Origin of the sequence: Proteus sp. NMG38-2, assembly GCF_020640995.1 — a bacterium.
GTDB lineage: Bacteria > Pseudomonadota > Gammaproteobacteria > Enterobacterales > Enterobacteriaceae > Proteus.
The window spans coordinates 3,193,220-3,208,376 of sequence record NZ_CP085481.1 but is presented as its reverse complement, the minus strand read 5'-3'; the positions used below and the strand labels follow the sequence as shown (position 1 = coordinate 3,208,376).

The 15,157-nt window shown below is 35.1% G+C and carries 8 protein-coding genes; all 8 read right to left on the bottom strand.

The window, feature by feature from the left end; all coding sequences use genetic code 11:
* Positions 1 to 1,238 precede the first annotated feature (1,238 nt).
* Positions 1,239 to 4,289, bottom strand: a complete 3,051-nt coding sequence (locus LG402_RS15185; protein ID WP_227335858.1) for a chondroitinase family polysaccharide lyase — start codon at positions 4,287 to 4,289, stop codon at positions 1,239 to 1,241.
* 54 nt (positions 4,290 to 4,343) lie between these two features.
* Complete coding sequence (locus tag LG402_RS15180; protein WP_227335857.1) at positions 4,344 to 7,409, bottom strand: chondroitinase family polysaccharide lyase; 3,066 nt, start codon at positions 7,407 to 7,409, stop codon at positions 4,344 to 4,346.
* A 12-nt stretch (positions 7,410 to 7,421) separates the two neighbouring features.
* Complete coding sequence (locus LG402_RS15175) at positions 7,422 to 9,587, bottom strand: autotransporter outer membrane beta-barrel domain-containing protein (protein WP_166540912.1); 2,166 nt, start codon at positions 9,585 to 9,587, stop codon at positions 7,422 to 7,424.
* 36 nt (positions 9,588 to 9,623) lie between these two features.
* Positions 9,624 to 10,508, bottom strand: a complete 885-nt coding sequence (locus tag LG402_RS15170) for an OmpG porin family protein (protein ID WP_072069308.1) — start codon at positions 10,506 to 10,508, stop codon at positions 9,624 to 9,626.
* Positions 10,509 to 10,653: 145 nt separating this feature from the next.
* The gene (locus LG402_RS15165) at positions 10,654 to 12,213 is read right to left on the bottom strand and encodes a sulfatase-like hydrolase/transferase (protein ID WP_109407507.1); all 1,560 of its coding nucleotides are present in this window, start codon (positions 12,211 to 12,213) and stop codon (positions 10,654 to 10,656) included.
* 326 nt (positions 12,214 to 12,539) lie between these two features.
* A complete protein-coding gene (locus tag LG402_RS15160) occupies positions 12,540 to 13,031 on the bottom strand; it encodes an N-acetyltransferase (RefSeq protein WP_166540911.1) in 492 nt (163 codons plus the stop codon).
* 237 nt (positions 13,032 to 13,268) lie between these two features.
* The gene (locus LG402_RS15155; RefSeq protein ID WP_166540910.1) at positions 13,269 to 14,018 is read right to left on the bottom strand and encodes a hemagglutinin; all 750 of its coding nucleotides are present in this window, start codon (positions 14,016 to 14,018) and stop codon (positions 13,269 to 13,271) included.
* A gap of 222 nt (positions 14,019 to 14,240) precedes the next feature.
* Positions 14,241 to 15,068, bottom strand: coding sequence for a MurR/RpiR family transcriptional regulator (locus LG402_RS15150; RefSeq protein ID WP_109407504.1), 828 nt, complete (start codon positions 15,066 to 15,068; stop codon positions 14,241 to 14,243).
* Between the last annotated feature and the right edge of the window lie 89 nt (positions 15,069 to 15,157).

Below are 15,157 nucleotides of genomic sequence, written 5' to 3'. Positions count from 1 at the left end.
TTTTCTCTTTCTGGTGCTTGCGATATGCTTGAACCAGATTGATCCAAGCACCCGCGCAGAGAATAACAAATTATTTAAATGAGACAACACATTTATTATTAATAATAAATTTATCGATTTGTTTTGCTATTTTAAATAATTAATTGATTCGTTAACTGGTGTGGTTAATAGAGTAAGAGGTAACAATAATCTGTTACCTCTTATTCTAAAATTGGGTGCTGAGATAAACACACAATAATTGAAAAAGGAAACTGTGGGGGAATGCTCCCCCACAAAATTAATATAAAGTGAAAGCTATATTAACCTGAATAATTAAATATCCATTATTTGGTATACGTAAATAAGATATTTACGCTCTAATAATACATGACTTGGTAATATCATCGTCACGATCACTAGCCCGATTAAAGAATATTTTTTCATTTCCTCTTGCACTCCGATAAAGATAGAGGCAAAATCAAATTGTTGGGTAAGATTTGGCCTCGGTTAATGTTGAATAACGTAATCGGGGCTTTTCTCTTTCTGGTGCTTGCGATATGCTTGAACCAGATTGATCCAAGCACCCGCGCAGAGAATAACAAATTATTTAAATGAGACAACACATTTATTATTAATAATAAATTTATCGATTTGTTTTGCTATTTTAAATAATTAATTGATTCGTTAACTGGTGTGGTTAATAGAGTAAGAGGTAACAATAATCTGTTACCTCTTATTCTAAATTTGGGTGCTGAGATAAACACACAATAATTGAAGACGGAAACTGTGGGGGAATGCTCCCCCACAAGATTAATATAAAGTGAAAGCTATATTAACCTGAATAATTAAATATCCATTGTTTGGTATGAGTAAATAAGATATTTACGCTCTAATAATACGTGAGTTGGTAATATCATCGTCACGATCACTAGTCCGATTAAAGAATATTTTTTCATTTCCTCTTGCACTCCGTTAAAAATGGAGGCAGAATCAAATTGTCTGTTTTTGAGTCCGCCTCGGTTAATATGAATATATTATCCGGGGCTTTTCTCTTTCTGGTGCTTGCGATATGCTTGAACCAGATTGATCCAAGCACCCGCGCAGAGAATAACAAATTATTTAAATGAGACAACACATTTATTATTAATAATAAAGTTATCGATTTCTTCTGGTTATTTTAAATAACTAATTAATTCGTTAATATCTTTTAATAATAAAAGAGTCTCGATGTTTCATATCGAGACTCTTTAGTTTAAATTTTATGAATTATACTTAACTAGATTAATAACAATAGGTGCTGCCTGTATTGTTGTTGTCGAAATAAGAGTGTTGTTATTGTGATGCTTAATAATAACACCGGCTTGAGGTGTTGCTAATTTCCATATTCCTTTTACGGTAATAGTGCTGTTTATTGGTTGAGATTCTGCTGTAAGCCAATCTCGAGAATAAACACTGACCTCAATTTGATCACCTTTATGATCAATTTGATCTTTTTCTATACCTTGATATAAATTTAAATCAGGGTTAACAATACTTAATGTTAATTGCTGATTTTGTGTTTTAGCCATGACCATAACCGGTGCATCACTGGATAATAATGTTGCATTCGCTGAATCTAACTGGGTGGCTTCAAAAAAAGCATATCCCTCCTCTTGGGTTAATTTATCTTTTACCGCATGAAGTTGATTATTATGTTGTAATACTGTGTATTCGGGGGATTTATTATCTTGAGATTCAATCGCTATCGCATACTCATAAGTTGCATTACTAGGCGCGTTACCATGAGAAATAACGGCTGTTGCAAATAATTGTTCTGTTGGTTCTGAATTTCTGTCATCAAGCGAATGTTGTTTTTGATAACTAAATTTTACAGTTTGTCCTTTGGTGAGCTTATATAAGTTTCCAGCAGGATCAATTAAAGTATCTGCATTATTTAAGGTTAATTGAGTATCTAATTGATTCACCTTTTTACCATTAATTATCACTGACTGTAATTTAGGAACGGCAAACTGGAATAGCGTTGTTTCGGTTGTATGTTGTTTATCGTTATTTTCAATACCAGAGCCTAAAGCGATAACTCTATTATCAAATAAGAAATAGGATTTATTAGCTCTTAAGCTTTGTTGTTGATATTTACTGTGACCATGTAATTTCATGGCAAACATACTGTTATTATTAAGTGTATTTGCACCAGAGTAACTTTCTGTTGAAAGCAACATTTCTTCAATACCGGCAGCAGGTAATTGACTAAGTTTTGCTTCAAGTTCGTTATAGGGAAGATGAATAGTTGTTGTACCTGGATATCTATTCCAATCCCATCCAGCATGACTAAACCCTGATTGAGTTAAATCAGCTGGAATAATTTCTAATTGTCCATATTGTAAATAACGACCATAACGGTTGTTATTTTCATAGCTTTCATTACCAACAAGATAACGGCTAAAACCACGCGCTATGGCGAGCCAGCTTTGTTGCGGTGATTGAGTCGATGCTCTTCGTTGTATTGCCATTGATGCATAATTCATTGCCCATGCACCAACCGGTTCACTTTCAGCTTTAATATCTTCAAAATGCGTTTTGTTGTCTAATTTTGCATAAGCGGCGGATAATGTGGTATCTAACTTTTGTTTACCATCTGGTGTTCCTGCTAATGCCATCCATTTAAATGGAGCGATCCCTATTTTATGCAATCCAGTTGGGTGACGACCACTTAATACCACAGGAATTTGTGCCTCTTTGGTGTAGATCCGCATTTTTAACAAAACATCTTTTAAACGTTCATGTGCTGAAGTAGTTAAGCGAAAAGGTGAATCACTTAACGCATAAATACTGGGCGCTAAACCACCAAATGCGTCTTTCGCATAAGCAGGGTAATGTTGTGAATGATGAAAAATAGAACCGTCAGATTTGAAACCGCCAGCAACACCTTTTGAGCTTAGTATCGTTTTACTTAACCAATTTTGCAGTTGTGCTAAGGCTTGTTGACGTTGCTGATAATCAGGTAGCATCAATAAACTTTTTATCATCCATTGCAATTGAGTATTGAGAATATCGACATTTGTATCAACGATTTCATTATCTTTTTCAAAAATTCGCCCTGTAGCGTTGTACCACATCATGGCCTGTTGAGTGGGCGCTAGAAGGTTATTTTTTGCGAGAATATGACGGCCAATAAACCATGCGTCAAAAAGTTCTCTGGTTTGATAACCAACATGAGTAATAATTTGATAACCACTACCACGTGTAAAACCTTGTTCGAGAACGTAACGAGTGCCTAATAAATAACGATCTTCTAATTTTTGCCTATCAGTCGTTGATAATGAATTACTACGCAAATAAATAGCAGTTTGAAGAAGCGTTTTACCTACATCTCTTAGTATATTGGTATCAAGTAATGCTTTTTTAGTCTCCTCACTAAATACACCTTCGACTTTCATAAAATTCTGTCGGTTAGGGTGATCAAGTGCTCTTCCTGTGATTGATCCATCAGCGTGTTGCGTTAATTCTAATTTTTCCCAAAGTGCTAAATTTTTATTGAGCATGTCAGAGGTGATTTTTTTATCACTATCAATTCCCTGATAATGCTCAAAACGCTGATAAATCGAAGTCATTTCTATTTGATCATCGCGAAATTCAGTATCGAAGTTTAAAGTGGGGTAATGAGCTTGAAACATTTGATCGTACATCAATAACGCACTCCAGTTTTTACTAACCATCGTGTTTACTGCGTTATTTACGTAAGGTGTTTGATAGTCAGGAACAGCCCAACGATTGTCTAACGGTACGCTCATCATTATTTGATCAAAAAAGAGTGTTCCGGCTTGGTTTGGGGCAGTGATCACCAATTGTTCAAATTGACCTGTTGCAGAGCCTTTCATATCACGAAAAGGAACAGCAATACCTCGCCATCCCGTAAAATTAAGTTCAGTATTAAAACTTAGTGCAATTTTATTATTTTGTTTAAATGCGAACGTTAATGGGGAAGATTGAGGTTTTTCATTATAAATCCACATCATAAAAGTGAGTGGAGTTGCTGTATTTTTATCATCTTGGTAATTAACAATATTATTTAGCGTTAATGTTGCTTGTGGTTGATATTGCCATTGTAGTGATTTTTCACCGTCTTTAGCATGCTGTTTGCTTAGCGATAATTGATTATTATTTGAAGTAATAAGGGTATTAGGTAGTTCATTTTCAAAAAGATAAATATCGCCGAAAGTTTCATGAGATAGAGAGGGTAATGCTTGTGCGGGTAATGATAAACAGAGGCTTAATGTAACCGCGTGGGCTAAAGGGTTTTTTATTAGCATAATCAGATTTCCTGCAAATAAAAAAGGAACGCAAGAGCGTTCCTTTTAATTAAATCAAGGGAGTGGTGAGAGTTTGATTTCTTGTGGAATACCAAAGTAGCTGGTAAAAGTCAGTTCAGTGTTATCACCTGAAACGCTATATTTTACGTTGCTATTTTTATCAGCAGATTGCCATTTACCATTAATCGTGACATTGATGGTGACAGGCGTTGCTGCTTTTTGGCGAGTCATATTTAAATCAGGTGTAACAGCACTGACAATAAGAGTATCTTTTTGTCGATGAGTCATCACAATCGCGGGTTTATCAACTTTTTTGATCCATTTATCTTCAATTGAAGTAGACTGATAAAAGGCATATCCCGTTACATTACTGAGTTTATCGAGAATAATATGAACGTCTTTATCCTTACGAAGAACCTGATATAACCCATTATTTTCACGAAATTTTTGTGCTATTTCTCCCATTCTTTCAGGAGTAGCATCTAAAAAGACCATATACTCATAGTTGGAATCTTTAGGTTGAACACTGTGATCAATCCATGCCGAGCTAAAGTTTCCTTCTGTTGGTTGGCGATTTTTATTTTCAGCCGAAGTCTGGTGTTGACGGCTAATATTTACTTTTTCAGCTTGCGTAATTAAATAGCCATTACCGTTGCTATCAATTAACCAATCACCTTGTTTAAGTGTTGCTTGATAAGGAAAGGTCTCAACTTTTTGTCCATTAACCCAAAGGGTATTTAATGTTGGTGTTATGGCATGTTGAAATAAAGTCGTTTCAACATTTTTATTTTTATCACTACTATTTATATTGCTACCAATAAAAATTAAGTGATTATCAACGGCTAATACACTCTTTTTCGCAGTGAAATTAGGATCAAAACGTTCAAGGTTAGTAGGATAAATAAGATCGAATGCCATCATTCCATATTTACCATCAAGGGCAGATGTTCCGCTAAATCCACGCTCGCCACGTTGCATTAATGTATGAGGTTTAGGGCTATCTAACTCTTTAAGAGAAAGATGAATAGTGGTTGCTCCTGGCATCCTATTCCAATCCCAACCTTCTTGCTGATAGCCCTGTGAAAGCTGCGAACCATTACTCACTATTTGAGCGACACCATGACTTTGATAACGACCATAACGGTTATCTTTATTATAAATTTCAGATGACCAAACATTGGTATTATAAGCTTTCAGTGTCACCATTTTATCTTGCCAACGATGAATACCAAAAGCCCCGCCATTAAAGGCATAGAAACCTTGAGGCAACGCTGCTGGTGCAATAGTTTCTCCAAAAATAGCCTTCGATTCATTTTGTGTTTTATCACTTATTGCAAGATAAATAGACGCGAGTGTTTTATCTGGAGACGGTTTTGCAGACATGGCAAGCCAGTAGTAACCTTGAGCGACTGATTTTAACGAAGGTGAGTTAAAAGGGTGCCTTCCAGCAAGAGGTAATCCAACTTCTGGATTACTGTAGATCCACGCTGAAACCATCGCTTTTTTTAGGTTATTCCAACCACTTTCACCTACTGAAAATGGGGTACCACGTAGTAAATAAATAAGTTGAGAGGCATTTTTAAAGGCAGGGAAAGAGTAGCCTGGATAGTTGCCTTCATGTCGCCACGCAGTACCGTCAGGGCGTAAACCATCTTTACCACCCGGCGGTACTTGAGTTAATGCGCCAGTGATGTAATGGCTGAAGGTATTAACTAAGTTGATACGTTTTTGATCATCAGGCTCTAGTAGTAATAAGGCTAAGTGTTGACGAGATAGGGTATTGAAATAGTCTAAGTCGGAGCTATCTGCACCCACTTTCATATCAAAACTACTTTTAAACTCTCGTGAATACCACAACAATGAATCATAAACTTGAGTTTGTAAGTTTGCCTCTTTTAGAGCATCAGACATTAGTAATGTGGAAATATACCACCAACGAGAACTATACCCCCAGTGATGGGTTGTGACTAATGCACTTCCTTTAACAAAGCCTTGATCTAATAAGTGTTTTGTCATTAATAAGTACATCTGCTTTAGTTGAGCTTTTTGTGAGGGATCTTTTTCCAGCACATAAGCCCGACTAATATTAAACATCAATGTTGTGTAATTACCTAAAATGACATAATTATCAAATAGTTGTTTATCTTGAGGGTTGAGATTTTCAGGTTGGTAAATAATAGTTTGTTTGTCTGTGATCAGGTGTCGCCCTTGTATTGTGCCATTCTCTAAAGCGTGAATATTAAGAGCATCAAAATCACTTTTTAACTTACCAATATTTTCTTCTAGTGCGAGATTTGTCTCTTTTTCGCCGCCAACAAACTCATTTATCAAACGTTGGCGAATAAGGTCAATTGCAGCTAGATTTTCAGGTGTCACCGGTAACTGAGGTTGTACGTTATGAAACTGAATTTCAGGTTCCGATAAACGCGTTTTTACTTGATAATCAGACCATTGGTAGCGAGCATCATCGATAGAAAACATAATACGATCGATATAGATTTCACCTTGTCCAACATTCGAGGGGGCTTTAAAGCGAATGCTATCGACATTAGCGCCTAAAGAGCGCCCAATGCTGTCTTGAGTACCATCAGAGGAGGTATTCATTGCATTTAAGGTCATCTCACGATTTTCAAGATCGTTATTTAAAGAGACACCCACTGCACGCCAACCAGTGAAATTTAGTTTTACTTTAAATCCAGCTTGAGCCTCACTGATTGAATTGAGTTTTTCCCCAAAATCGATAGTGAGATAACCATCAATGGGTTTTTCGTTATAAAGCCAAAATGAAAAAACGGGTGTAGATGCACGCCCCCATGCTTTAGATGCTTCTTTATCTGTTGGGACAATCAACGTTTTATGTAAAGTAAAACTACTGCCACCTTTCCATTTCCACAAAAGGGATTGGTTTCCCATAATGCTACGTTTATCAGATAACGTCAGTGTTGAATTCTTATCTGATGAGAAGTCTGCTAATGGGTTATTTTGTGCAAAATGATAGATTTCTGACTGCATCAGATTTTTAGGATCAAATGCAGGATTGCTGGTGGCTGCCATTGCGTTATAAGGGGCTGATAATAGCCCCAATGTCATTGCAAGTGCAGTAAAACGAAATATCGGCATTATTTTTTCTCCTTAGAAACGCTGGCTAAAAGTGAAACCAATGCGTCCTTCATTAAATTTGTCATAACGCTGATAGCCCATCGTTGTGCCTAAATTTAATGATTGAGTGATATCGAGATTGGCACCTAATTCCGCACTAATAATGTCACCACCAACAGTATTTCCTTTAATATCAAAGGTATCTCCTCCAGTATTAAAATAAGTCAGACTGTGGCGTTGATTAATATTATTGTCACCTGCGATATCTTTGAAATAACGAAGATTAAGGGATGGGGTTAATTTTCCATAAGCAGTTTGATAGCTATTCCATAAAGCAACAGAGCCACCTAATTGATTAACAGCATATCGTTGGCCATAAGTACGCATAGATAAGGCGGAGCCTGTTTCTTCCCAAGAATCAATATTGAGCCATTGATATTGGTAAGTCAGCATCGGTTTAATATAGATGAAATCAAAATCAAAATAGGTTCCAGCGTTAATTTGATAACCTAATTGCACACCAGAATAATCACCTTTTGCTTTGGTATTTCCTTCCCATCCAGTATTATCACCAATATCTCGTTCGCTATCGACAGTGTAATAACCAATATTTAAATTACCGTTTAGGAATAATGTGTCACTATACCAACCGGTGTAAGGCATAAATTCAAAATGGTTAATTTCTTTACTTGCGTTACGTTGTTTGGCGTCAGCCTTTGCGTAGTTATAAGCAAAAGAAACACCAATAAGAGCATCTTGATTAATTTCATAATCAGTACCGATTTGAATACCAGTACGATAAGTGTTGTAACCGTTAATTCCACCCTGATTGCTTTGTGTGCCATAACCATACAGTAAATTGGCCCAACTATTCCAGCCAGCTTCTCTTTCTTCAATTGGCAATTGGTTATCATAGCGTAAATAGCGATGTGCGATATTATTGCGCATATCTTCAACCATGATTAATCCCGCTTGAATATCACTGCCATCAGCAATAGGGGCTAAATCATTTGATAATGCAGCAATATTATTATCGTCATTTCCAGCTGCAACTAATAAACTCAAAGCCTCATCTGAAATTTGACTACGGGTATTATTAAATTCATTTAAAACAGTTGGAATAATAAAATTAGCTGCTGTTAATCCATTTTCATTGACGCCACCACGTTCAGCAGCACTAATAAAGTTATTACCACCTTCATAGCTAATGCCATAACGTGCAACTAATTGATTACCGCTAACACCACCACTAATATTAGGCGGTGTAGTTTCTAACCATGAATCTGTTTTTTCTAATAAAGGAGATACATCTGGTGCAATGGCATTGGCGTCAGTAACCGTAATTCCAGCTTCATCTTTAATCGCTGAATTGGAAGAAATCAAAATAATATCTTTATTTATAATGTTATCGACACTGGTGCCTTTAAAATCTAATTTGGCTTGGCTGCCTTTTTTAAAAGTGACATCACCGTCAACATGAAGAATGGTTTCATCAGTATTGGTATTATCATCGAGACGGAAAATTAACTGGCTATTTTCCTTATTCATGAAATTACCTTCCCAATGAATCGTTTTATCTTTTCCTTGGATAGTTAAATTGCCATGGTTTTCAATTAATGGAACACCCGTGATTTGATATCCATCAAATAAGGCGTTTTGAGCCCCACCTTGATATGCAAAGTTTATTTTAGTATCTGCGTGACCATTTCCTAATATATCGCCGTGGATCTCACCATTTACATCACTTCTAAAACCTGTTTTTAGTGTTCTAAAATCAATGGCTGCGGTTTTTCCACGAATAATGGCACCGTCTCTTACATAAACGCCAGTACCTCGTTTAGGAAAATCGCCTTCAACCAATATGGCTGTGCCATTTTCACTAGTCACATTAGCGCCATTTAGGTTGATATTACTGCTAAAAGAAGCACCTTGATTTATCTTAAGGCCACTTGCGCCATCACCAGTAACAGTAATGTTTTTTGTGATTGCTTGAGCTTTATATTCTGTTGATGAGCCATTAAATACAACACCATCACCTTGAGAAACCGTAACATCTTTATTTATTTGAGCCGTATTACCGTCATTAACATTAACCGTTTCACAGATATTTAAAGTAGGATCACATTCTGTCGCCCATGCTGAACCATAAATAGCTGATAAAATAGCAGCGCTCAAAAATAACAATTTTTTATTTTTCACAATATAACTCCATGAACAATTATATGATTTTAATTATTAGAATGTTGCTCGGAATGAAACTTTGAAATAATCCTGAGTCGATTTACTACCATCATTTTTATTTTCAACTCGTTCATTATAATATTCCGTCATGACACGCCATTGAGGTGATATTTGATATGCCATTTGTAGGGTATAACGTGTCATATCTTTTTCGATATAAACGCCTTTATTTGTTCTATCTTCTATTTTTCCAAAAATAGATTTACGCATTGATGGAGAAACTATTAATCCTATTGGTGTTGTCCAGTTCACATACATACGTAATTGTTGATTATGGTTTGTTTCTTTTGTGTCGTATTCTTCATGTCGTATTGCTTGCTTACCACCATCAAAATAAGCAACAGTAGTATTAATATTAGGGGTAACAAAATAACGTAGACCAGGTTCAATTTCCCAGCCTAAATAATCCGTATTTGTGACACCATTGCTACGTTTGTCTTCTTTCTTTTGTAAGCCAAATAAAACACTACCTGTTAAAACCCAATCTTTATTAATTGGAAATTGGTAATTGGTTTTTGATTCATAAAAATCAATAGTTAAACGACTGCCGTTATCATAATTAGTGAGATCTTGGCGGATTTTTAAACCAGGTTGGATCCAACCATTGTTTAATTTAAAACGATAACTACCTTGTAAATCATAACGTTGGTAGCGGTTTTTATTATCATGTTCACGTTGGCGAAAGCCAACATCGAAATACCAGTTAGATTTTTCTGGATTAATATTAAAATCAACACGATAACCAGCATAGTTATTGGGTGTGTCGTAATCTGCTGTTTCCCAAGAAAACATGGCGTTGACATTAGCTGCCTGAGAATGAAAAGAAGTTAAACCTAAGCCAAGAAGAGGTAAGAAAAGAGCAATACGAAGTTTGTTCATGGTATATATCCAATTCTTTATTCGCTTTTATTAATGTCAATTTTTAGGTGTAGGACGTCTTTCCTTTTATTCTATTAAAAGGATTTTTATATAAGCGAATTGGGTTTATATATAGCGCCATAAAATAATGGCGCAGATATTTTTATTATTTTTCTTTACATGTCGATATTGTTTTATTTAATTTATTGGTTGTTGCCGTAATAAATTCAGAGGCGCGCCAAGAATCTCCTGTTTTTTCCAACCAAGGGGTTAATTCTTCTTTAATTAATTTCTCAATTAAAGGCATATTGTCTTTGGCAATATTTTTCATTTGATAGGGATCATTCACATTGTCATATAAGGTATATTTCAATGGATGACCATCTTGTCTATCGATAACCAGTGTATGAGTTTTGGTTCTGACACCTCGTTTACCAAATGAAGGTTCTCCATAAGGAATAAAAAGATAAAGCTGCGAGTTTGCTGTGTCGCCTTTGCCTGTGACCACTCGGTCTGAAAGATCACTGCCTTCGACAGAATCAGGTATCCATTCGGATAAGCCAAGTAGCCCTAAGATAGTTGGGTAAATATCAGGCGCTGACATTAGTGCGTCATCAGATCCTGGTTTGATTTTACCCGGTAAACGAAACATCATAGGAACACGCATGGATTCTTCATAAGGGTTATTTTTTGTTGCCTGCCCATTTGACCCTAAGCAACTACCATGATCAGAGAAGAAAACAACGAGAGTATTATCTGCAAGGCCTTGTTTTTCTAATTCATCGACGATGCGACCAAATTGCTCATCAACACCGTTGACCATTGCCATGTATTCTTTGAAATATTGAGGTCCATAGCCTTCTTGGTATTCACTTTCCCATTGTACGTTCGGGCGAGTGTTGAGCTCTTTAGACGTTTTACCTTGATAAGCATCGAGATATTTCTTCGGTACTTGGTCATAAGGCGAATGCGGTGGATTCATTGAAACCACTAATGCAAATGGTTTTGAATTATCCCTAAATTGATTGTTTTCATTTTTGAGGAACTTGATTGCCATGTCAGCTTCATGTTCAGGCCCCCATTGATCAATGTAAATTGGTTTATCACGAGGTGTATCGTTTGCCCAATACATAGGTTTTAAATGTAAATCGTAGGTACCATAAGAATACCAAAAGTCAAAACCATGACGTCTATCAGGAGCTGCCCATTCATTCCAATAACGACCTTCCATTGGATTATTGTAACTTTCAATAAATGGTTCGTAAGGTGCATCAAGATGCCATTTTCCAATATAGCCAGTGCTGTAATCGAGTGATTTTAAAACATCAGACCAGCATTTTGCATAAGGAGATAAATCAATACCTACTTTGCCACCATAATCATGTGCATTTCCTGTAATGCCATTGCGAACAGGGTATTGCCCAGTCATAAACATGCCGCGGAAAGGAGAGCAAAGAGGGTAATTTGAAGCCATTTGTGTCATTACTTTGGCTTGCTTCGCAAATTTATTCAGATTTGGTGTAATTGAGGGATCTTCTCCCATAAACTGTAATGCGTGTGCCCGCATTTCATCAGGAAAAACAATTAATAGATTAGGGGCGTTTTCCGGACGAGATCGCGTGTTAGAGGCAGTGCTTCCTGAATTAGCAATAACAGGGGTAGAAACAGTCATTGCTGCTCCGCTGGCTGCAAGCCCTTTTATAAAAGTTCTGCGGGAAACAGTCATTGCTTCCTCCTATTTTACGTTTACTTTCGAATTGGTGTCTTTTATCTTATTTATACTTTTACATAAGATCAAAAAGTAAGTTAACGAAAGATCAAGAATTGAAAGGGAGATCACAGAATGGTGTCAAATTGTAAGCAATTTGACAGCTAAAATAGGAGTTGGAATATTGTTAAGAATAGATTAACTTTTTACAAAACAATATAATTAATTGATTTTAAATGATATCTGTTGTTTTGTGATGATGGTTGCAAAAATACCTTAAAGTTTCATTTTTTAGCTAGAAAGTTGGATAACAGAAAGTGTAAGTCTTTTTCTTTCGTTTGTTTTCATTGTCCCTTTATGACCCACCAAGATGTTCCTTTAAACTCAATGCTTTTAACTATCTTCATGCCTAACTTTTGGTGAGCTTTTAGAGATCGAATATTATCACCATTAACAAATGCAATAGGATGTCCACCATATAAAGCGCAAATATGTTGGTAAAGATCGCTTAATAGTGATTTTCCTCGATGTGATTTATCAATACAGACTGGACCATAAAACCAATTATTTTGTGTTATCTCTGGAAAGCGTCGATTAATTTCTTGAGCAATAGGCGGAATTGAGAATGATGTGACAGGGAAGCTGAAAACAACCGCAACGATATTTTCTTGATTAAGTGCAACAATAGTATTTGTACTACTTTGATACATTGCCTCAACTTTGTTTTGGGGATATTCACCATATAATCCGCCTTGTTGAGATTCTGAATTTGACTGTAATAATGTTGCCACTGAACTGATATCTTTAGATGTCATTTTTCGAAATATATAATCCATTTTCTTATTCCTTTTTATGCTAAATTATAATCTTAGTATATAAAAAATATTTTATAATACAAAAACATATTAATAATGCTAAAGATAAATTTATTAATTTAAGTGCGGTTATTTAATTTTGACTATCTAAAAAATCTCTTTTTGAAAGAAATGTAATAAAAGCAGCAATAGAATATATTTATTACTGCTTAATTAATAACATGATTTTTATTCTTTATTTATAGAAAATAGATGTAATTAGAAACCATAGGCTAAACCACCCCCGATAATGATTTCTTGTTCACTGTTTATTGACGAATTTAATCTAAATGCAATGTCGTTATTAGGTTTATATTGTATGCCTCCGGCAAAAGCCGTACCAGTTCGATAATTACTAATACCAATTCCCCCACTTAAGGTGTGATGGCTAAGATAAGGAATATTCGTCATTGCAACAGATGAGGCAATACCTGCAAATACTTTCTTTTCTAATGCGATGATTTTTTTATCTAAATTTGCAACCGAGTCTGTGATTTCAGCTTGTCTTTTCCTGTAATATTGATCAAACGTATTAACATGAGTTTTGAGATCATTAATATCTGTACTGATACTTCTTTTTAGCTGATTGATGGCGTTATTTGTTGTTATTCTGTTTTTATCTACCATTTTTTTAGTCTGGATAAGATTGACGGCATCTGTATTATTTTTACCATCACTAATATTAACTAATCGAGATGTATGGTTCTTTTCAGTGTTACCAAATGAAACCGTATTTTCTTCTGTGGCTAATGCATTATGACCAATAGCAACAGAGTGTGTATTTTTAGCTTGGCTATTGACACCTATGGCAATTGAACCATTACCTGAAGCATTACTATTATCACCTAATGAAACACCAGGGATGTTAACGATAATAGGTATTTCTTCTTTTCCTTTTGTTGAGTCTACATTTGAATAAGAAAATGAAGGAAATAATATAAAGAATAAAAATAACTTTTTAAATAACATTTAATTTAACCCTTTGAAAGGAATTTTTGGCGTAAATCAATGCTAAATGATTGTTTTTTTCATCACAAATAAAACATTCTGGAATTACTCTTAAAAATAGTTTTAAATAAAATTATATATTTTTTAATGTATTATTAATTATTTTTAAATCAAATTATATTTGATAAGTTATTAAATAAAAAACTGCATTTTTATTAAAATGCAGTTTTGGATAAATGTTAACTAATGTTTTTTCCTAAAGGCAAAAGCAACAGAAATCGCTTGTAGCAAACACATTGTTGATGTTTGAGAGCGAAAGGTTTTTATTTGAGCTTCTTTTACCGTTAAACAAACGTCACTCAAACTCGCCAATGGGCTAATGGGACTGTCTGTAACAATAATTTGTTTAGCTTCTTTATATGTTGCCATCTCACACATTTTTTGCATTTCATCTGAGTATGGATGGAAATGAATGCCAAAAAGCACATCCCGATGCGTAATATTTCTCAATTGCTCTTTGTACATTCCTCCTAAGCTGTTTACAAAGACAGTTTCACAAGGAATGTGCGAGAGCGCATGAAAAAAATAACTCGCAGCACTGAATGAGTGATGAAATCCACAAATATAAATTGTTTCAGCATATTCGAGTAATTGTAATGTTTTATTTAACATTTCTCTGTGAGTCTGATTTGCCAATTGTTGCAATGAATGGCTATTTGCTTGTGCAAATTCTTGCAAAATGTAGGCAGGCTCATTCAGATTAGGTGGTTCCTCTTTATATTTCTGTTTATAAGTTAAATTTTCATTTTCATTTACCATTTCATTCATCAAGTGATGTTGAAATAATTGTTTCATTTCATTAAAACCATTGAAATGAAACGCATTGGCAAAACGAATTAATGTCGATGGAGGAACATTTGCTTTATCTGCAAGGATTGCAATTGTATCAAATGCCACACTGTTTTTATTATCAAGTAGATAATGTGCAACCTGCTGTAGCCTTTTACTTAATCCATTATAGCGGGAGCGAACTTGTTCCTGTAGTTCATTCAGATTTGTTGCAGTAGACATAGTGCCCTCAATAAAAATACTGCTGTAATTGTAGTGTTTTTTGAGTCGAAATTGAATGTTTTTAGCTAATAGCAATTAAAATGAAATAT